The sequence below is a fragment of the Mycobacterium sp. E342 genome (genome assembly GCF_001667665.1).
Taxonomy (GTDB): Bacteria; Actinomycetota; Actinomycetes; order Mycobacteriales; family Mycobacteriaceae; genus Mycobacterium.
In genome coordinates, this window is record NZ_LZJM01000226.1 from 1 (window position 1) to 972 (window position 972).

Here is a 972-nt window from a genome sequence, read left to right on the forward strand (position 1 = left end):
TCCTGTCGCACCGCGTCGAGGAGCCCCCACAACGGGTCGCCGAAACGCTGGGCTTGCCCAGAGTTCTGTGCATCCAGCGGCGTTTCCGGGACGGGGACGCGCCCCTGGCGCTGATGATCGCGTACCTGCCGCCGGGGCTGGGAAGGGCCGTTGAGCCGCTGCTGGCGAGCGTCTCGGACGCGCAACCCGAGCGGGCGATGGAAAGCACCTACACGATGTGGGAGCGGCGACTGGGCGTCCCTATCGCCCGGGCCACCTATGAGATCCATGCGGCGGGCGCCTCCGTCGACGTGGCCGGCGCGTTGAATCTGCCGTTGGGCTCCCCCGTACTCGTGCTCGAACGGATCAGCTACGGCAGGGACGACAAGCCGCTCGAAGTCGTGGAGTTTCATTACCGGCCCGAGCGGTACCGATTCTCCGTGACGCTGCCACGGACCATGCCGGGGCCGGGCGCCGGGATCGTGGAGCGGCGGCCCGACACCGAACCTTGGCCACCGCGCTGACCGAATCCGGCCACTCAGCGAATTCTCAACAGTTTCTTCGCGGGCTCATGGCTTGTCTCCCAGCATTCGCAAAGCCATTCGCCGCAGCATGATTTCATGGCGAACGAGCTCATCTGCGCGAACCTGGTCGAACGTTACCTGCGCACGCGTGGGCGACGCTACTTCCGCGGCCACCACGACGGCGAATACTTCTTCGTCACCAGCGCGCGTACGTCTGCTTCAGGGCGCCTGCACGTCCATCTCGAGATCTCGCCCGCGCACGGCGACGTGCTGATCGTTCGGGTGACTCCCGCCTGCTTCTTCCCCGCCTGCGAGCGCCCCTGGCTGGTGCACTTCTCCGACACGTGGAATCACGAGGAGCACGAAGTCACCGCGATCGTGCACGGCTCGTCCGACCCACAGCGGATCGGCGTAGTAGCGCGCAGGTCGCACTGGATCCGACCCGGCGTCTCCTTCGAGGAATTCGCCG

Annotated in this window: 2 protein-coding genes; both read left to right on the top strand. The window is 66.8% G+C overall.

The features are described from left to right. Positions 1–503 (top strand): GntR family transcriptional regulator (locus tag A5692_RS17565; protein ID WP_156766135.1); only part of this gene is annotated, 503 nt, incomplete at its 5' end. A 96-nt stretch (positions 504–599) separates the two neighbouring features. Next, the coding region (locus A5692_RS17570) for a hypothetical protein (RefSeq protein WP_197514497.1) at positions 600–972 on the top strand (373 nt) is incomplete at its 3' end.